This is a genomic window from Rathayibacter sp. AY1F2, assembly GCF_002930885.1.
GTDB lineage: Bacteria > Actinomycetota > Actinomycetes > Actinomycetales > Microbacteriaceae > Rathayibacter.
Genome location: NZ_PSVG01000014.1, coordinates 65,524 through 82,996 on the forward strand (window position 1 = coordinate 65,524; position 17,473 = coordinate 82,996).

Below are 17,473 nucleotides of genomic sequence, written 5' to 3' on the forward strand. Positions count from 1 at the left end.
GATGAGTTCCCCGGCACCGACCCGCCCATTCGTGGGTGTAGCGCGCATCGCCGTCGGTGCAGCCGCGGTCGCGGTGATCCTCCACACCTACGCGCTGAGCATCGTGGCCGGCGAGTCGAATCCGTTCGACTACTTCGGCTACTTCACGAACCAGACCAGCCTCCTCGCGAGCGCGGTGCTCATCGTCGCCGGATCGGTCGCGCTCGCCCGCCGTCCGACGCCGGTGTGGCTGAGCTACGTCCGCGGCGCGGCGACGGCCTACCTGATCGTCGTCGCCGTGATCTACAACACCCTCGTACCCGGTACCGGGACGGCCCCGCCCTGGGTCAGCGCCGTCCTGCACGTGGCGCTCCCCGCCCTCGTCCTCCTCGACTGGATCGTCGTCGCCGACCGCGGACCGCTCTCCTGGCGACGGCTGTGGGTGGTCCTGCCCTACCCGATCGTCTGGGTCGTCGTCGTGCTCGTCCGCGGAGCGACCGACGGGTGGGTGCCGTACGGCTTCCTGCTCCCCGAGAACGGCGTGCCGTCGCTCGTCCTGCACGTCGCCGGGCTGACCTGCGCGGTGATCCTCGCGGGCGCGCTCGTCTGGGCGCTGAGCCGACGCCGCAGATCGGCTGGTTGACGTCCGGTCCTCCGTCGCCGTGAATCATGAGGCGTGCTGATTCCCGACGTCGGGCGCGTCACCTCTCGTGCGCCGCGGCTCGGCCGCAGCGGGCTCTGATCACGCGCGACACGAGATCGATGACCAGCAACCCCGCCATCAGTTCAGTCTCGCGAACCCGAGCGCCTTGTGCGCGTCCCGTATGGGGATGGTCCAGCGGGCGTCCGGCAGGGCGTCTCCATGCCGGACGACGAGCGGCCCGCTCGCAGGGGGGGCTTAGCGACGCGCGGATAGTGTGCACTGCGTGGTTGACGTCGCTCGGAAGGGACCCCTGAGTCCGGTGATCGCCGCGATCGCCGTCCTCGGGATGATCGTCGCGCCCGTCATGCTGACCTACCTCTCCATCAGCGAGAGAGGAATCGGCATGGGATTGATGCCCACCGACGAGGAGGCCGCAGCAGGGAAAGCCTTCCTCCTCGCGGCTGGCATCGTCGCCCTCACCAGCGCTATCAGCGTCTGGGTCCTCATCGTCATTCGCGCGACAAGCTGGGCCCATGCTCACCACGGGTAGGAAATCGTCTGGTGCATCCTGGCGTTGCCGACCGCACTCGTCGGCTTCGCCCTCGCGGCCATCGCCTCCCACATGCCTTAAGGCCGTCCCTCGACTCCCGAGCGATGATCACGGCGGCGCGATGCCAGGCCGACCGTCGCGCGCCGATGATGATCTGGCGCGCGTCCGGTAGGGGATAGGTCACAGAGGCACTGTCGAACCGACAAAGTTCATTAATGACGCCTGAGACGAAACCGTGCTCTGAGGGCATTCACTACTGAGGGGGTGATGTCGGATGGTCGGTGCTGCTGAGGTGACGCTGGTAAATCGTCTTCGCGGCGGTGACCCGTCGGCGCTGGATGCTCTCTTCCGGATGCACGGCCGCGCGGTCTACCGCGCCGCGGGAAGCTTCCTCACGGACGCCGGTCATGCGGAGGACGTCGTGCAGGAGAGCTTCTTCCTGCTCTGGAAGCGCCGCTCGGGCGTGCGCATCGTGGGGGAGTCGGTGCTGCCCTGGCTGCTGGTCACGGTACGCAACCTCAGCTTCTCGACCAATCGCCGCGAGCAGCGCCGACGCCACCTGCCCCTTTCCGACGACACCGCCTCTCGCGGCGTCGACGCGGAGGCGAGCGACCGGCTGCTGGACGTGCGGCGTCTGGTCGAGCAGATGAGCGCGACGGACCGGGCGATCTGGACGGCGTGCATCGAGGACGACCTCAGCTACAGCGATGCCGCTCGCTCCCTCGGCCTGTCCCACGGGACTGTCCGCAACCGCCTCTCGCGGGCACGGGCATCGGTGACGAGAGCCCTGACGGAACGGACAGAGGACCATGGACAGTCGTGACCTGAGCGATGAGCAGCTCGAGCGCATCAGCGCACGCCTCGCGCACCGCATCCGCCGCCGCCGACGTCTTCGCCAGGCCGCGGCGGTGACGCTCGCCGGCATCGCCGGCGCCGTCCTCAGCGCGGCAGTCCTCACGGCGGTGACGACCGAGCGCGGCACTCCGGTCGCAGCGCCCGTCACCTGCTGGGAACCGGACGGTCAGGGCGTTGCCCTGTCGGGCGAGATCCAGACACCCGCAGAACACTCCACTGCGTCGCTCGCCGCGGCGTGCGCTGCGCTCGCGGGCACCAACGGAGACGGAACGGACGCCGCCCTGTTCTCCCTCGCAGGAACCCAGGTGTGCCGGGAGGGCGGCCGGATCGAGATCTTCACGGGACTGCCCACCACAGTCGACTGCACCAACCCGCCCGCGACGCGGACCGGAGTCGACCAGTGACCTTCCGACGCACGAAAACACTCGCCCTCACCATCCTCTGCCTCTCCGCGGCGCTCCTCGCCAGTGGATGCGCGACGAGCGCCAGCAGCCCCGGGTCGCCGTCGACGTCGCAGGTGCCGGGTGAACTGCTCGGCGCCGAAGTCGCGACCAGGCTCGTCTACGAGACCACTTCGGTCGTCGGTGACCAGGGATCGGGCGGATGGCTGCTCGATCACCCCGTCAGCCTTCGCATCACCGGCACCGACGGCCGGTCGCAGCTCAGCGTCGACGGTCCCTGCAACACGCTCACCTACGACCTCCAGTCCCCCGGCCTGCAGACCTCCGTATGGGTGGTCACCGGAGGCCCCGCGACGACGTACGTCGGCTGCCTCGACGCCGCCGACGAACGAGAGCAGTGGCTCATGGACGTGCTGGGCGCCGAGGACGTCAGCCTCACCCAGACCTCCACGACGATGCGCATCCGCTCCGGCCCCGTCACCATCGACGCCACCGCCAGCACGACCCCCATCTCCACCGAGACGCCTGCCGAACCAACAGAGATGACGGAGTCCCTGACACCCACCGTTCCGCCAGAGGGTCCGCCGGGCACCCCCATTGCCGCCGCCGCCTCTGAGGGGCCGATCATCGACGTCCAGCAGCTGACGAACCCGGCGCTCGACCTGGCCAACGGCACCGGAAGACTCCTCTCGACGCTCAGTGCGGAGGAGAAGAAGCAGTACCCGATCTACGCGGTCGGAACCACGTACGAGGAGCTCGCCGCTTATGACCCCGCTCTCGCGGACCACTACTGGGTCGCACAGGACGAGCCGGTCTGGGCGCTGACCGTGCACGCGCCCGCGGAGAGAACAGACGTGCCCTATGGCTTCGACCTCCATCGGGTGGACGTCTTCACCGCCGTCTATGACGGGATCAGCGGAGAGCTCCTGACGTCACAGGGCGATGTCGACCTCGCTTCTCTCGGTGCGCCCGGCGAGCTGATCACCGCCGGATAGATCCTTAGTTACCGTCCGTATGGGAATCCCCAAACGGGACGCCAGAGGCGATGCGGATGAGGCGAAGCGCGCGATTGCTTGGTGGCGCGCTCGCTACGCTCACGTGATGGTCGGCCTCTCGCAGTGGCGAACGGCGAGCTGACGCTCGCCGTTCGCGCCGCGCCCGGTTCCGGGTTCTGCTCGCTGAGGTCTGTGGTGAGTGCTCGCACCCCTGGGTGGAGCACCTCGCGGACGCCGGCCTGGTCGGCAGCCCCGTGTGCTCGGAGTGCGTCTACGAGCTCGAGCATGGGTTCAGTAGCGGACCGATTTGTCACCGACCGGTTCCGATCGATGTGTTGAGTCGCGCTGATGCCGCTGCGGCGGCGGCAGGGCAGGGCGGCAGTGATCAATTGGTCGGAGGAGGCCAGATTCGGGTCGCAAAAGAAGACCTTGACGCCTCATGTCAGCGTCCGGCGAGAGTGGTCAGCAGGTCCTGGATGCTCGTCTTCTCGACAACCGGGTCGGGGCTGCCGGCGCGGACGGAGGAGAGAACGGGGTCGATCTGCTGGTCGACGTAGGTCCACGTCTGGCAGTTCGCGGCGCTCAGTGCGGGCTCCGCGTCGTCCCAGGCGGTCTCAAGGTCGGTGGCGCGGGCTTTCGCGCCGGCCTGATCGCCGCTGGTGACGAGGGCGAGGGTGTCGGCGGTGATCGTCTGGAAGTTCTGCACGTCGGCGGAGGGGAAGTCGGTCTGAACGGATGCCTTCGCGTCAGCTGCGGACAGCGTTCCCGACGCATCGCAGGCCGGGGCTGCGCCTTCCGGTGCCGGACTGGTGTGCGGCTGGCTGTTGGTGAAGGCGAGCAGCCCGACGACGGCGACGGCGAGGACCGCGAAGGCGACGAGTGAACGGCGTTCGCGGGCGACTGGCGTGGTGTAGTGCTCGGATGCGCCCTTGTCGACATCGGCCTTGCTGAGGGAGAGGTAGACGACGGTGGCGAGGATCGCGAGCAGGAAGATGATGCTGGTGACGAAGGTGCCGAGCCCGAGGCCCTGCTCGTCGGGGGACAGGCCGAGCCAGTCGCCGATATTGGCGCCGAGGGGGCGGGTGAGGATGTAGGCGATCCAGAACGCGAGGACCGGGTTCGCGCCGTAGCGCCAGAGGCCGGTGACGATCGCGAGCAGCGTGAGGGGCAGGAGGATCGAGACGCCAGGGCCCCAGCCGGTGAGCTCGAGAGTCCAGTCGCCGAGGGCGGTGCCGAGCGCGAAGGTGACCAGGACGGTGACCCAATAGAACGCCTCCCGCGGGGTGGTGTCGATGCTGTGGATCGAGAGGGTGCGCTCCTTCGAATACCAGACGCCGAACACGATCACGAGCAGCAGCGAGAAGACGAGGGAGCTGGCCCAGAGAGGCACTCCGAGCTGGTCGGTGAGGATGTCGGTGAGCAGGGTGCCGGTGACGCTCATCACCACGACAGTCAGCCAGTACGCGGCGGGCACGTAGCGTCGCAGCCGCATCTGCACGGCGAGCACGACCGCGGTGACGATGATGAAGATCACAGCCGTCGCGATGAGGCCGACGCCGAGGACCATGTTGATCCAGTCGGCGAAGGTCTCACCGACCGTGGTGCAGAGGATCTTGATTATCCAGAACCAGATCGTGACCTCGGGGACCTTGCTGAGCAGCCGCCGGCCGCGGGACGGTGCTGCCGTCGTTGAGATGTCCATGCCCGCAGAGTCTCAGTCGGGAAGTGGGCGGCGGCTCGGGATGCGCCGTGCTGCGTTGTGTTTGCTCACAACGACCCGAAGTACCCGAACGCGATCAGGTCGGTACCGAGCTGATGGGGTCGAGGCTCTGTGCTTTCACAACGGATGCAGGGGAATCCGCCGCCGCCACAGACGGCTCGTTCATAGCGTGGACTTCTGCGGCGTGCTTCGCGTCGAGAGACGAGGACGACACTGATGCCGAACCGGGAACCCCTACCGGACGGTGCGATCGCGTATCGGGCGGCGCGACGCTGGCCGCTGATCTCGGCGGGCCTCGCGGTGCTGCTCACGGGACTTCTGGCCGCGCTGATCTTCTACCGCGAGCACGACAAGCCGTTCGGGTTCGACACCGCCTGGATGAACGAGATCATCGAGCACCGGTCCACGTTCTGGCTGGTCCCGTCGCTGGTGATGAACAGCCTCGGCGGCGGGATCGTCGGCACGATCGTGATTCCGCTCGTCGTGTTCGTGGGGCTGCTGGTCTGGCGGGGTCGGTGGGCGGCGACGTACTTCGCGATCGCCGCGCCGCTGAGCGGGCTGCTGGTGCAGATCCTCAAGAACGCGGTCGGGCGTCCACGGCCGCTGGAGATCCTCGTGAACGCCGACTTCGGCTCCTTCCCCTCCGGACACAGCGCGAACGCGGCCACGACCGCGGTGGTCCTCGCGATCGTCTTCCCCCTGTGGTGGGTCCGGATCGCCGGTGCCCTCTACACGGTGGCGATGATGCTCAGCCGCACCTACCTCGGTGCGCACTGGATCTCCGACACCGTCGGCGGGCTGCTCCTGGGCGCCGGGGTGGCGTTGATCGTCTGGGCGCCGCTCGCGGTCAGGCTGCACACCGAACGTGCTGCATCACCGTCGTTCCGTTGGCGGCGCTTCTCCGGGCACCGTCCGACCAGATGACGGCGGAAGGCAGCGGGCAGCGCTGCCGGTGAGCGGGTCGCTGTGCGCTTGTTCAACGGACCCGGCGAAGCCCCCAGCCCCGGGTGCCGCAGACTGCCCGACCATGGCGGCATGACGCATCTCACCGATCAGCGCCGCCCTCCGCTCCCTCGGATCCGCTCCCGCCTCCTCGCCGGCCGCTACGCCGCCTCGACGGTGCCCGAGGCGACGGCGCTGTTCTGGGTCCTCAAGGTGCTGACGACGGGGATGGGCGAGACGGCGTCGGACTTCCTCGCGACCGCGTTCGACCCGGTGATCGTTGTCGGAGTGACCGGGCTCGCGTTCCTCGCCGCGCTGGCGCTGCAGTTCGCAGCCCGCCGGTATGTCCCCTGGGTGTACTGGCTGGCGGTGCTGATGGTGAGTGTCTTCGGCACGATGGCCGCCGACGTGCTGCACGTGGTCGCCGGTGTCCCGTACCTCGTCTCCACCCTCGGGTTCGCGGTGGCTCTCGCGGCGGTCTTCCTCGTGTGGTGGCGGGTGGAGCGGACGCTGTCGATCCACTCGATCACGACGCCGCGCCGGGCCGCGTTCTACTGGCTCGCCGTCTCGGGGACGTTCGCGCTCGGCACCGCAGCGGGCGACCTGACCGCGTCGACCCTCGGCTTCGGCTACCTGCCCTCCGCCGTCCTGTTCGCGGCGATCATCGCGATCCCCGCTCTCGCACACCGGTTCACGGGGCGGAACGCGGTCCTCGCGTTCTGGGCCGCCTACGTCGTCACGCGACCGCTCGGCGCCTCGGTCTGCGACTGGCTCGCGGATCCCGTCGCCCAGAAGGGCCTGGGCCTGGGCACCGGCCCGGTCACGCTCGCGGCCCTCGCGGTGTTCCTGCTGCTGGTCGCGGTGATCGCGCTCCGCCGACCGCGCGCGGCCGTCACGGCGACCCCCTGAGCGCTGGGCTCAGGCGTCGCGTCCGGCGCGGTTCTTCTGCCGCCAGTAGGTGAGGGCGATGCCGGCGAGGCTGATCACGACGATGCCGACGAGGACGATGTCGATGTACTTCCCCACGAAGTCCGCGACGCCGGGGATCTGCCCGAGGAAGAAGCCGAGGAGGATCACGCCGGTGGACCAGACGGCGGCGCCGAGTGCGTTGAAGCCGACGAAGTGGCCGTAGTGCATCTTCCCGACGCCCGCGGCGACGGGGGCGAAGGTGCGCACGACCGGCACGAAGCGGGCGATGGTGACCGCCCAGCCGCCGAACCGGTCGAAGAACGACTGGGTGCGGGCGACGCTCGAGCGGCTGAAGAGCCCGCTGTCCTTGCGCTCGAAGATCCGCGGCCCGCTCGCGCGGCCGATGACGAACCCGAGCTGGTCGCCGAGGAACGCGGCGGCGGCGACCATCAGGATCACCAGCGGCACCGGCAGGGAGATCACGCCGGTCGCGACGAAGACACCGGTGAAGAAGAGGAGGGTGTCACCGGGGAGGAAGAACCCGATCAGCAGGCCCGTCTCGACGAAGGCGATCAGGCAGACCAGGGCGATCGCCCAGGGTCCGGCGCCGTCGAGGAGGGATTGGGGGTCGATCATCGGTTCTCCTTAAGAGAGGTCGGGTGGGGCTGCGTCGCGGGGATGCGGACGTCGACACCGAGGCCGTGGGGGGCGAGGTTGCGGAGTCGGAGCTCGCCGCCGGCGGCGCGGCTGAGACCGGCGACGATCGCGAGCCCGAGCCCGAGGCCGGCGCCGCCGTCGCGGGAGCGGGCGGCATCCGGGCGGGTGAAACGGTCAGTCGCGACCGCGAGGAACGCGTCAGGAACGCCCGGGCCGTCGTCGTCGACGGAGAGGACGATCTCTTCGGCGCGCTCGACGAGGGTCGCGCTGACGCTGCCGCCGTCGGGCGTCGCAGTGACGGCGTTCGCGAGCAGGTTGTCCAGGATCCGGCCGAAATCGGTCGGGGAGATCGGGTACCGGGCGGCGACGATCGAGGCGGGGGCGACGAAGTCGATCGCGAGGTCCCGCTCGCGGGCGAGCATCCGGGCGCGGTCGACGCTGTCGGCTACCTCCTCCCGCAGAGCCGCCGAGGAGGCGTCGCCGGTAGCGATGCCCGCGTCGATCCTCGACAGGATCAGCAGCCCGTCCGTCAGGGACTGCAGGCGGTCGATCGAGCGGCGCGCGTCGACGACATCGGCGTAGAGAGCCGCCGGATCGTCGCGGACCCGCTCAGCGAGCTCGAGCCGGGTGCGCAGCGCGGCGAGCGGGGTGCGCAGCTCGTGGCTCGCGTCGGCGACGAGCCGCCGCTCCCGGTCCGCCGACTCCCGCAGGTCCGCGATCAGCGCGTTCAGGGTCGAGGCGAGGTCGGAGAGCTCGTCGCGGGCGGGCCCGACCGGGAGCAGCTCGGTGGAGCGTCCCTGGCGCAGCCGGTCGGCGATCGCGCGCATCCTGCCGACGGGGCGCAGCGCGAGGCCGACCAGGACCCAGGACGTCACAGCGAACGCGACGAACAGGATCGCGAGGGCGATCAGGAGCGTCGTGCTGACGCCGCCGACGACGGCCTCGGCGGTGTCGCGGCTCTCCTCGATCAGCGCCTGCGACGCTCCCGAGCGGACCAGCTCGATCGTGGAGGCATCGAGGATGTGATCGAGCTGCTCGCGCACGACGACCGCGACGATCCCGAAGAACAGCATCGCGACCAGCAGGCTCGACACCGTGATCCGCACCCGGATCGACAGGGACCGCCAGCTCACGGCGTCACCCCGAGGCGATAGCCCGCACCCCGTCGGGTGAGGATCTCGACCGACGCCCCGCCCGCGGCCAGCTTGCGGCGGAGGTAGCTGATGTACTGCTCCGCGATGTTGTGGTCCACGAACTCCGCCGACCCCCACACCTCGAGCAGGATCTCCTCCCGCGGCACGAAGTCCCCGGCGCGCGCCGCGAGCGCGCGGAGGACGCCGAACTCCTTGGGGCTCAGAGGCAGGACGGCGCCGTCGACCGTCGCGGCGTGCGCGTAGGGGTCGACGCGCAGATTTCCCAGCACGACCGGTGCCCGGTTCGTGAGGTGCTCTCTGCGGATCATCGCTCGGAGGCGGGCGGAGAGCTCCTCGAAGTGGAACGGTTTCGCGAGGTAGTCGTCGGCGCCCGCGTCGAGGCCGAACACGCGGTCCTGCAGGGCGTCGCGGGCGGTGAGCATGATCACCGGGAGCGTGGCACCGCTCGCGCGCAGGTGCCGGCAGATCTCGAAGCCACTCATCCCCGGGAGCATCACGTCGAGGATCGCCGCGGAGTAGTCCGCTTCGCGCGCCGAATTGAGCGCGTCGACCCCGTTCGAGAACAGGTCGACGTCGTAGCCGTCGCCGGTGAGGCCCCGCTTGATGAGCTCGCCCATCTCGACGTCGTCTTCGACGACCATCACCGCGTCACGCATCCAGGCCTCCTACGGTCATGCTCGCACCCGTGGCGCGGCGGAACCGGCCTACTCCGCGGAGATATGCGGCTTCTCAGCGGTACGCACTGCATACAAAGGCAGCACGTGCGGCCCGATGGAGCAGCACGCCCCTGGTGCGCAGACGATCTCGGACGCGGGCACCGACATGGACGCCGACCTCCGGTCGACGCGGTGCTGTGCGCTGTGCGCATTTTTGCCTGGAAGCCTTCGGCAACGTACGGGCCTGCGGCGTCCACGCAAGCCGCTGCGCGGCCGGCTCCTCCGACGTTCTCGGCACGCGGTCGCTGCGCTCCCTCACATCGCGCCGACAACCTCTCCTCCTCCGCCCTCCGGGTTGCGCTCCCACCTCCGACCCTGCTCGGCACTACGTGCCTTCCAGGCAAAAAAACGCTGGGAGAGAAGGAAGAACAACCGAGCCAGACCACCCCCGCTGGCTTGACAAACCTGATTGAGAATCTTCACCTCTCCGCGGTTCCAACCTATTTCGCTCCACCGGCTGCGTGCCACCGATCCCGGACGCGCCCTACGGGCTTATTTCGCCCGTGATCGGTGTCACTCCGCCGGCTCCACTCAAACGGTTTTCCCCGCCGGAGAGGCAAAGAAAAACGATCAGCCAGGAGCAGGAGCAACACACATGGACACCCTCGAAGCGATCCTCCGTGACCAGACGGTCACCTACCTCGTCAGCAAGAACATCCTCTGCCCGCGCACCGGGGCCGTTCTCGACTCGCGCACCTGTGTCGTCTTCAACGACGCGGACGGGGATCCCGCGGTCGTCATCTCGCCCGAGGGCTGGCAGCAGATCGCGAAGGAGCCCGCCACCCTCGACCGCCTCGCGGAGCGCGGGATCACCGTCGACATCAACACCGCGCTGGCCGCAACCCGCTGAGAGGAACAGACCATGTACCGCACCGACACCGACACCGGCCTCGCGACCCCCGATCAGGTCGCCCTCATCATCACCGACCAGCGCGCTCACTGGGACCAGAACGCCGACGACAGTCGTCATCGCGACGGGCGCTCTTCTCGCGGTCGGGCTGCGGCTGATCCTCACCTCAGGGCAGCTCCCTCCTCTGTTCTGACGAGCGGGCCGCGCTGACTTGTTGTCATGCTTACAAGTCGGACCTCGCCCACCGTCCCGCCTCCGCCCGCGCATCCCGTCAGGGCGAGCAGCAGTGCTCCTGCCAGTGCGATCCCTGCGGTCGTCCGCCTCATCGTGTCCCCCGATCACTCCGCCGCGGCACGTCGCCGGGCGCGTCACCTCGACGCCAACAGCAGCCGCCCGCCCGGACGGAGTCGTCCTGGCGGGCGGGCAGCCCCCGTCCCGGTCACGCGCGCGGGATGACCACCGAGACGCTCGCGCGCGAGGCGCCCGAGACGGCCGTGACCGTGCCGGTGCCGGCGGCGATCGAGCTCTTGCCCGTGCGGAACACCTTGGTCACCGTGGCGCCCGGGGCGACCGCGGCCGAGGACGCCGTGCCGTAGGGCGTCACGACGGTCAGATCGGCGGCCGCGCGGCCGGTGTTCGTCGCCGTCACCGTGACGACGACCTTCCCGAGGATCAGCCGCGAGGTCGCCTTCGCGGTGACGGAGGCGCCGGGCGCAACGCTCGCTCCGGCCAGCGCCGTCGTCACGCCGTCGACGCGCGCGGTGATCGAGACGGTGCCGGCGGTGGAGCCGGTGCGGATCCGGGGGAGCGCGGCGACGCCGTCGGCGCCCGACAGCACCGCGGCGGTCGTCGCTCCGCTCTCGAAGGCCGCCGGCCCGGTGATCGCGAAGCCCACCGAGCGGCCCGCGAGGGCGCGACCGGAGGAGTCGCGCACCAGCACGGACTGCGCGAGGTCGCGCGTCGTCGCGGTCGGCACGCTCTGCAGCGTCCCGCGCGCCTCCGCCGAGGCCGCGAGGGCGATGCCGTTCACCTCGATCTCGGCCACGCCCGTGGACCCGCCGTACTCGCCGGCTCCCCACGCCGTGAACACGAGCCGCAGCGCCGTCGTGGTCACCGGAGCGAACGTCGCGCGGTTCAGCACGTCGCGCTCGCGGCCGGGAGCCGCTCCGCTCACGGGAGTCCAGACGTCGCCGACCAGGTGCTCGACCCGCCACGACCGCGCGGGGATCAGCCCGCGTCCGTCGGCGTCGGCCGCGTCGCTCGCGAACAGCACCGAGGCGCTGTCGACGGTCACGGCGCTCGGCCAGCGCAGCTCGACGTGCTGCTCTCCGACCCGGGGCCAGGAGCCCCAGATCGTCGAGGCGGCGCCGTCGGCGACCGCTCCGACCGAGGTCCACGGCGAGGTGTACGAAGCGCTCGTCGACGAGGCGAGCGGAGCGATGTCGCCGACGTAGTCGGTGCACGGCACGGTCACGGTGACCGTCGCGGTCCGGGTGAGCTCGTCGATCCGGTCGACCCGCACGGACATGCCGGAGTTGAGCACTGCGCTCTCTCCGGCGAGCACGAACTCGTTCGCCTCGCTCGCGTCGCCCGGACGCTCGAGCAGGTCGCCGGCGTACGGCTGGCCCGGGTTCGAGCGCAGGATCTGCACGCCCGAGACGTCGCGGCGCACCTGGAAGGGACTCGTGTACGCGCCGCCGTCGGACGTCGTGTCGGCGCGGTCGTTGTACTGCGCCCAGTAGCGGATGCCCGTGTCCTGCGGGTCGTTCCAGGTGAGCGCACGCCGGCCGGCGGGTCCGGCTCCGAGGGTGTCGAGCGTCGTGGTGCGGGGTGCGCCGCAGACCGGCTGGCGGGTGTTCGGCAGCGTGCCCAGGCGCGCCAGCGACGGGGACGACAGCGGCAGGAACGACCAGGCGCCGCCCATCACGTCGGTCCGGTTGCCGTACTCCTCGCGGCGGCAGTCCGCGGGCAGCGGGGTGGAGGCGTAGTCGCGGGTCGTGGCGCAGTTCACGCTGTAGGCGTGCGGCAGCGAGAGGTTGTGGCCGAGCTCGTGCGCGAGGAAGTACGCGTCCGGTCCGGGCTGGAACGCGCGTCCGCCGTCATCGGGATCGCCGGACTGCTCGCCGTTGGCCCAGTTCGGGCACGGGTCACCCTCAGGCACCATGGCGACCAGGTGCTTGCCCGGTCCGCGCTGCCAGCCGGTCCTCTGCGCGATCCAGTCCTGCAGTCCGCCCGTGTTCGTGCAGCCGATCGGCTGGTCGACGACCTGCCAGTCGACGACCTGGTCGAGCTCGAAGCGGATCGCCCCGCTGGTCTCGCGGGAGTAGAACCGGTCGACGAGGTCGAGGGCGCGGACGGCGTCGGCGGTCGTGTACCCGCCCGGGACGGTGCCCTGCGGAGCGACGAGCGCGATCGTCACGCGGTGCGTCTGCACCTGGGCGCGCGCCGGGATCTCGACGTCGACGAAGTCGGCGTCGAGGGCGAGGGCGGCCTGCTGCGTCGTCGCGTCCGCCTCCGGCTCGATCACGGTGGGCTCGGCGTCCGGAGCCGCGACGGGGCGGTCCGGAGCGGGAGCGGGAGCGGCGGGAGCGGGGGCCACCGGAGCGGCCGCCGCTGGAGCCGCGGCGGGCCCTCCGGCGACGAGCCCGGAGGCCAGCAGCAGTCCGGTGAGCGCTCCAGGGAGCAGGGCGTGTCGTCGTCGCATGGTCGTCCTCTGGGTCGGTCCTCGCTGAGTGCCCCGAGCGGCAGCAGGCGGGGGCACGAGCTCCCGCCGACCTCCTCGCCGCTGAGGAGTCGGCTGACGTTACCGTGAACATCCGTGCAGGAACGGGCAGATGTCCCTCCGCGGCGGCCCCTTTCCGGGTGGGGACCAGAAATGACGAAGGCCGGGAGCGGGACCCCGGCCTTCAGCGACGATCAGATCTCGGTGTGCCCCAGATCCGCCGCGTCCAGCAGTCGGATTTCGGTCTCACATGCAGGGGTCGCAGGTGGGGGAGGGCCGGCCTTCCAGCCGGCCCGCGAGGGGCGATCCCCTCACACTCCCCGGCATCCCCGTTCCGGGGGCGCGAGCTGCACTCGCGCAGCGGCGACGGAGCGCCGCCCAGAGGTTCGGCCGGCGGTGCCGGCCGCCGTTGGTCGCCCTACAGGCTCACACACTTTTTTGCCGTGAAGCCTTCGGCGGCTCCCTCCGCTTCGCTGCGGTCGTAGCTACCTACGGGCTCCGTTCAAGTGGCTGCGCCACCGGCTCCTCCGAGACTTTCGGCACGCGGTCGCTGCGCTCCCTCACATCGCGCCGAAACTCTCTCCACCGCCGCCCTGCGGGTTGCACTGCGCCCTCCGGTTGCTCAGGCGGAGAACCGCCTTCACGGCAAAAAAACGATGAGGAAGAGGAAGAACATGCAGCAGATCACCACCGTCAGCACCTTCGTCCCGGCCGCAAACGAGGACGGGATGCAGAGCCAGTTGCGCCGGATCGCCGAGCGCGACGTCGACCTCTCAGGTCTGGCACGCAACGGGTGGGCGCTGGCACACACCGCCACGATCCCCGGCCCCGAGGGCGTCATGTTCGTGGACACCCTCACCCGCACCGAATCCTGACCCGCACCACCACCGAGGAGCAAACGCCATGTCCGACACCATCACCACCAGCCCCGCGGCCGAGGAGCCGACCCTCTGGGGCGCGGTGGCCGAGTTCGCGTCCGTGTTCTCCCACGGAGACACCGCCGACGAGCTGGCCGTGCGACTCAGCTGCGCCGAGGTCGACGCGCTGGCCGGACTCCTGCGAGCATTCGGACGAGATGAGGCCGCGGACCTGTGGATCGCGGAGCACGCGAGCGACGACGACGAGGGCGACGCCCACACCCCGGAAGGAACCCACCGATGAGCGAGCAGCAGCAGACCACGACCGACCCGGCGGCGACCTACCAGGCGGCCGTCGCGGCTTTCGCGGCCACGCTCTCCGACCCGGCAGTCACGGAAGCGATCGCCCCGACGCTGCCGTGCTGGCGCGCGACGGGCATCATCGACCTCCTCACCCAGGCCGGACACACCGACGCCGCCCAGAAGTGGGCCGAGCTGCACGCCTGGTCCCCGGTCAACGACGAGCACGACCCGCACCGCGGCGACCGCTGGGACGACTGATGCTCACCGTCTACTCGAAGCCGTCATGCGTGCAGTGCACCATGACCTACCGGGTGCTCGAGAAGAAGGGCATCGAGTACACCACCGTCGACATCACCACCAACCCCGCAGCGCTCGCGTACGTCACGGAGGAGCTGGGCTACTCCGCCGCCCCCGTGGTCGTCGCAAGCGACCAGGACCACTGGTCGGGCTTCCGCCCCGACCTCATCGAGAAGCACGCCGCATGACCGGCCCGAACATCACCGGCGACGACTACCGGGCCGGGTACCTCGCCGGACAAGCCGACCGGCAAGGCGAAGTCGACTGGCTGGAGAACGAGGCCGACCGGCTCTACCGCCTCGCCTACGGCGACGAGCGCCGCGTCCCGGACCTCACCGTCACGCGCGCCGAGCTCGAACAGCGCAGAGCGCTGTCCGAGCCGCCGGTCGAGGTCACCCGCCGCGACGCTCTGGCGTCCTGGGGCATCGAGACACCCGCCACCGACACCCCGGCGGCCGCGGCCGCGAACGAGAACCCGTCGACGTCGACGGGACCCACCAACCGCACGAGCAGGAGACGACAGATGAGCACCAGGACCATCACCGGCAACCTCGCCGCCGACCCCGAGGCCGTGCAGGCGGGCCGCGTGCAGATCGTGAAGCTGCGCGTCATCGAGAACACCGGCGAATACCGCGCGGGGGAGTGGACCCCGCACGACGCCCCGACCACGCACTACGTGGAAGCGAAGTTCGAACTCGGCGAGCACGTGCTCGCCTCCCTCCACAAGGGAGACGCCGTGATCGTCGTCGGCTACGAGCGCACCGTCGCCTGGGGCGAAGGCGAGAACCGCCGCACCGGCCGCGTCCTCGAAGCCGACGCCATTGGCCCCAACCTCACCCGCGCGACCGCCGTCGTCACCACAACCACCCAGCGCGCACCCCGCCGCAGCGCCGCCCCCGCGGCTGAGTAAGTTGGTCGGCATGTGGGACGGGATCGCTCTGCTGCTGGCCGTGACAGGTGCCGCGCTCGTCGTCGCCGGTATCGTGCCGCTTTATCGCGACTCCGAGATCCACTCCGCGCAAGTGTCCGAGGTCGCGGTCGACAAGCGCGCTCGGGCCCGCGGCGCTCTCCTGGCTGCCGTTGTTCTCTTCTCCGCAGCGGCCGTCGCACTCCTCGCCGGGACGGCCTGAGCCCCTACTCCGAGACGTCCGCGATCCGGAGCGCGGAGAGGATGACGTGATCCTCCGGAATCGCCGCGCGCACTTCCGCGATCGCCGAGGCCGACGTCACCGCGATGATCTTCTTCTACGGGCGATATTCGCGATTGTCCGTGGTCGAGGGCGGCGGCCCCGGATTTGGCTGCTGATAACTGCCCACACCGAGTGAGGCCAGTCCGGCGGACACCGCCGCACCCACGACGCGGGCGACGAACGCTACTGACTTCCCGACGAGCTTCAACGCTGTTGCCATCACGGAACCATCACCTTCAGGACTGGATGGCAACGCTAGTGGCTTGGAGCCGCCCGGTGCTCTACTCGAGCCGTCCGCGATCCGGAGCACGTAGAGGATGACGTGATCCTCCGGAATCGACGCGCGCACTTCCGCGATCGCCGCGCACTGCGCCGATACGACTCGCTCGAGCAAGTGGGTTGGCGTCACCGGCCCGTGAGGGGCGATCCCCTCACACTCCCCCCCTGAAGCGGTCGCTCGGGGGAGCGGCTGTGTTCGTTCCTCGCGCTGGTCAGCGCCAGTGGGCGAGTTCGCTTGCCATCAGCAGTCGAGCACGAGCGAGGAGCCCGCGCACAGCAGCTGGGGTTAGGTCGAGGTCGAGAGCGATCTCGTCGTAGCTGAGCTCGTGCAGCTGCCGCAGCTCCCAGCAGCGACGCTGCAGCACCGGCAGCTTCTCGAGCACCCGCCGAGCGTCCGCCGCGAGAACGGCGCATCGGCCGGCGGCTTCGGGGTCGTCCTTTTCGAGCGCCGGCAGTTCCTCGTTCAGCTCCGACCGGCGCGCGGATGCGGGCGCGCGGAGGCGGTCGATGCTGCGCCGGCGGGTCGTGGTCGCCAGCCAGCCGGCGATCGTGTCCCCGTCGATCACGTTGTCGATGTGCGTCCATGCGGCGAGGAACGTCTCCTGCACCACGTCATCGACGTCGGCGGAGCTTCCGAGGGTTCGCGACGCGATCGCTCGCAGCAGACGCGAGTAGCGGTTCACGATCGCCGCGAACGCGCGGTCATCGCCCGACGCGGCGCGGATGACGAGCACCCGGTCCGAGTCCATCGGCAACGCGGGCAGGGTCCCGTGATCGAGCAGTACGGCAGGAGCGGTGGCTCGCGTCTGAGGTCGTGCGGTGGCGAGCATGCGGGGCTCCGGTCGTCGAAAAGTATGTGTCCGCATACTTCGTAACAGAGGCACGTATCGATGACCCAGGCCTTGACCTCAATGCAGGGGCGTATATAAACGACAGATTCGACCCTAATCGGCAATTGTCGTTCTTCAGGGCGTGATCCCGGTCCGGGGCGCGAGCTGCACTCGCGCAGCGGTGACGGAGCGCCGCCGAGGGGAGGCCGCGATGTGGCCCGTTCCACCCGTTTTCTTCACCTCTCCGCGGTTTCAACCTATTTCGCTCCACCGGCTCCGTGCCACCGAGAGCGGACGCGCCCTGCGGGCTTATTTCGCCCGCTATCGGCGTCACTACGCCGCCTCCACTCAAACGGTTTTCCCCGCCGGAGAGGCAAAGAAAAACGATCAGCCAGAGGGAGCACCCACACCATGCAGACCGCCACCGACTTGCAGACCAACGCGAAGACCTACCTCACGCTCGCGAAAACCCGCGCGGTCGACGTCCGCGTCGTGGGCACCGACCCCAAGACGACGCCCTCGGTACACGTCACCCGCCGCAAGTCCGGGGTCTGGGAGGCGTGGCACTCCGACCAGCTGCACGGCATCACCAGCGGCTCGTTCCGCCACTGCGTCGCCCACGCC

General features: G+C 69.9%; 22 protein-coding genes. 16 read left to right on the top strand and 6 right to left on the bottom strand.

The genetic code is table 11. From position 1 onward, the window contains the following. Position 1: 1 nt before the first annotated feature. The 5 genes from C5C54_RS11730 to C5C54_RS11750 all read left to right on the top strand — a co-directional run bounded on the left by C5C54_RS11730 (position 2) and on the right by C5C54_RS11750 (position 3,423). Entirely contained in the window at positions 2-622 is a 621-nt protein-coding gene (locus C5C54_RS11730; protein ID WP_104288409.1) for a Pr6Pr family membrane protein, read from the top strand. 319 nt (positions 623-941) lie between these two features. Beyond that, positions 942-1,172, top strand: coding sequence for a hypothetical protein (locus C5C54_RS11735; protein ID WP_104288410.1), 231 nt, complete (start codon positions 942-944; stop codon positions 1,170-1,172). Between the two features lie 274 nt (positions 1,173-1,446). Further along, positions 1,447-1,995 carry an RNA polymerase sigma factor gene (locus C5C54_RS11740; protein WP_104288411.1) on the top strand — a complete coding sequence of 183 codons (549 nt, stop codon included), beginning with the start codon at positions 1,447-1,449 and terminating at the stop codon, positions 1,993-1,995. Further along, a complete protein-coding gene (locus C5C54_RS11745; protein WP_104288412.1) occupies positions 1,982-2,431 on the top strand; it encodes a hypothetical protein in 450 nt (149 codons plus the stop codon). Before C5C54_RS11740 ends, C5C54_RS11745 begins: the two co-directional genes overlap by 14 nt. Next, on the top strand, positions 2,428-3,423 hold the full coding sequence (locus C5C54_RS11750) for a hypothetical protein (RefSeq protein WP_104288413.1): 996 nt from the start codon (positions 2,428-2,430) through the stop codon (positions 3,421-3,423). Before C5C54_RS11745 ends, C5C54_RS11750 begins: the two co-directional genes overlap by 4 nt. Positions 3,424-3,865: 442 nt before the next feature. On the opposite strand, the gene C5C54_RS11755 is transcribed toward C5C54_RS11750, so the two are convergent. Further along, positions 3,866-5,125, bottom strand: coding sequence for a hypothetical protein (locus C5C54_RS11755; protein ID WP_104288414.1), 1,260 nt, complete (start codon positions 5,123-5,125; stop codon positions 3,866-3,868). A gap of 234 nt (positions 5,126-5,359) precedes the next feature. Here C5C54_RS11755 and C5C54_RS11760 point away from each other — a divergent pair, with 234 nt between their 5' ends. Next, positions 5,360-6,067: a phosphatase PAP2 family protein gene (locus tag C5C54_RS11760; protein ID WP_104288415.1), complete on the top strand. Its 708-nt coding sequence runs from the start codon at positions 5,360-5,362 to the stop codon at positions 6,065-6,067. A gap of 111 nt (positions 6,068-6,178) precedes the next feature. Beyond that, positions 6,179-6,994: a hypothetical protein gene (locus tag C5C54_RS11765; protein ID WP_104288416.1), complete on the top strand. Its 816-nt coding sequence runs from the start codon at positions 6,179-6,181 to the stop codon at positions 6,992-6,994. Positions 6,995-7,003: 9 nt separating this feature from the next. On the opposite strand, the gene C5C54_RS11770 is transcribed toward C5C54_RS11765, so the two are convergent. From C5C54_RS11770 to C5C54_RS11780, 3 genes are read right to left on the bottom strand one after another with little or no spacing between them, the layout of a single operon-like run. Further along, positions 7,004-7,630 carry a DedA family protein gene (locus C5C54_RS11770; RefSeq protein ID WP_104250829.1) on the bottom strand — a complete coding sequence of 209 codons (627 nt, stop codon included), beginning with the start codon at positions 7,628-7,630 and terminating at the stop codon, positions 7,004-7,006. Beyond that, positions 7,627-8,784 (bottom strand): cell wall metabolism sensor histidine kinase WalK, encoded by a 1,158-nt coding sequence (locus C5C54_RS11775; protein ID WP_258063308.1) that lies wholly within the window; start codon positions 8,782-8,784, stop codon positions 7,627-7,629. The genes C5C54_RS11770 and C5C54_RS11775 overlap by 4 nt, the downstream gene beginning before the upstream one ends. Continuing rightward, positions 8,781-9,461 carry a response regulator transcription factor gene (locus tag C5C54_RS11780; RefSeq protein ID WP_104223238.1) on the bottom strand — a complete coding sequence of 227 codons (681 nt, stop codon included), beginning with the start codon at positions 9,459-9,461 and terminating at the stop codon, positions 8,781-8,783. Before C5C54_RS11780 ends, C5C54_RS11775 begins: the two co-directional genes overlap by 4 nt. 655 nt (positions 9,462-10,116) lie before the next feature. On the opposite strand from C5C54_RS11780, the gene C5C54_RS11785 reads away from it, so the two are divergent. Both C5C54_RS11785 and C5C54_RS17625 read left to right on the top strand, forming a co-directional pair. Continuing rightward, a complete protein-coding gene (locus C5C54_RS11785) occupies positions 10,117-10,371 on the top strand; it encodes a hypothetical protein (protein ID WP_104223237.1) in 255 nt (84 codons plus the stop codon). Between the two features lie 12 nt (positions 10,372-10,383). Beyond that, the gene (locus C5C54_RS17625; protein ID WP_104273022.1) at positions 10,384-10,581 is read left to right on the top strand and encodes a hypothetical protein; all 198 of its coding nucleotides are present in this window, start codon (positions 10,384-10,386) and stop codon (positions 10,579-10,581) included. Between the two features lie 229 nt (positions 10,582-10,810). Here the strand turns inward: C5C54_RS17625 and C5C54_RS17985 are convergent, their stop codons facing one another. Then, positions 10,811-13,075: an Ig-like domain-containing protein gene (locus C5C54_RS17985; protein WP_181027133.1), complete on the bottom strand. Its 2,265-nt coding sequence runs from the start codon at positions 13,073-13,075 to the stop codon at positions 10,811-10,813. A 692-nt stretch (positions 13,076-13,767) separates the two neighbouring features. Here C5C54_RS17985 and C5C54_RS11795 point away from each other — a divergent pair. From C5C54_RS11795 to C5C54_RS11820, 6 genes are read left to right on the top strand one after another with little or no spacing between them, the layout of a single operon-like run. After that, on the top strand, positions 13,768-13,968 hold the full coding sequence (locus C5C54_RS11795) for a hypothetical protein (RefSeq protein ID WP_104273023.1): 201 nt from the start codon (positions 13,768-13,770) through the stop codon (positions 13,966-13,968). Positions 13,969-13,996: 28 nt separating this feature from the next. Next, entirely contained in the window at positions 13,997-14,254 is a 258-nt protein-coding gene (locus C5C54_RS11800; RefSeq protein ID WP_056045777.1) for a hypothetical protein, read from the top strand. Then, the gene (locus tag C5C54_RS11805; protein ID WP_104288417.1) at positions 14,251-14,511 is read left to right on the top strand and encodes a hypothetical protein; all 261 of its coding nucleotides are present in this window, start codon (positions 14,251-14,253) and stop codon (positions 14,509-14,511) included. Before C5C54_RS11800 ends, C5C54_RS11805 begins: the two co-directional genes overlap by 4 nt. Continuing rightward, a complete protein-coding gene (nrdH, locus tag C5C54_RS11810; protein ID WP_056045893.1) occupies positions 14,508-14,738 on the top strand; it encodes a glutaredoxin-like protein NrdH in 231 nt (76 codons plus the stop codon). The genes C5C54_RS11805 and nrdH overlap by 4 nt, the downstream gene beginning before the upstream one ends. Then, the gene (locus C5C54_RS11815) at positions 14,735-15,460 is read left to right on the top strand and encodes a single-stranded DNA-binding protein (protein WP_104288418.1); all 726 of its coding nucleotides are present in this window, start codon (positions 14,735-14,737) and stop codon (positions 15,458-15,460) included. The genes nrdH and C5C54_RS11815 overlap by 4 nt, the downstream gene beginning before the upstream one ends. A 10-nt stretch (positions 15,461-15,470) precedes the next feature. Then, a complete protein-coding gene (locus tag C5C54_RS11820) occupies positions 15,471-15,680 on the top strand; it encodes a hypothetical protein (RefSeq protein WP_146078828.1) in 210 nt (69 codons plus the stop codon). Positions 15,681-16,231: 551 nt separating this feature from the next. Here C5C54_RS11820 and C5C54_RS11825 read toward each other — a convergent pair. Next, on the bottom strand, positions 16,232-16,768 hold the full coding sequence (locus C5C54_RS11825; protein WP_181068412.1) for an RNA polymerase sigma factor: 537 nt from the start codon (positions 16,766-16,768) through the stop codon (positions 16,232-16,234). A 492-nt stretch (positions 16,769-17,260) separates the two neighbouring features. Between C5C54_RS11825 and C5C54_RS11830 the strand changes: the two genes are divergently transcribed. Continuing rightward, positions 17,261-17,473 (top strand): hypothetical protein (locus tag C5C54_RS11830; protein ID WP_146078829.1); only part of this gene is annotated, 213 nt, incomplete at its 3' end.